The 238-nt window shown below is 57.1% G+C and carries 1 protein-coding gene; it reads right to left on the bottom strand.

Annotated elements, in window-relative coordinates:
- Positions 1 to 178, bottom strand: a 178-nt coding sequence (locus tag AC0IXA_RS28085; RefSeq protein ID WP_471815008.1) for a transcriptional repressor, incomplete at its 3' end; no start/stop codon positions are given.
- Positions 179 to 238 lie beyond the last annotated feature (60 nt).

The following is a 238-nucleotide window of genomic DNA, read 5'->3' as shown; positions in this document are numbered from 1 at the left end:
GGGTCAGTACACGGTAAACCGTGGCCAGTCCGACGTCCTCACCAGCTTCCATCAACGCCTTGTAGACGTCCTCGGCACTCAGGTGGCGCTGCTCGGTAGAGTCGAGCATTTGCAGGATCTTGACCCGTGGCAGGGTCACTTTGAGGCCGGCTTTGCGGAGTTCGCTATTTTCAACCATGGTCAGCTTTCTCGCGATGCTGCTTCGCAGCTTCTCTTAATGCGGGTATGAGCGGCGTTT

The sequence above is a fragment of the Pseudomonas sp. AC083 genome, assembly GCF_979253165.1.
Note: the sequence above shows the minus strand (reverse complement) of the source record. Positions and strands in the feature narration are given on the sequence as shown.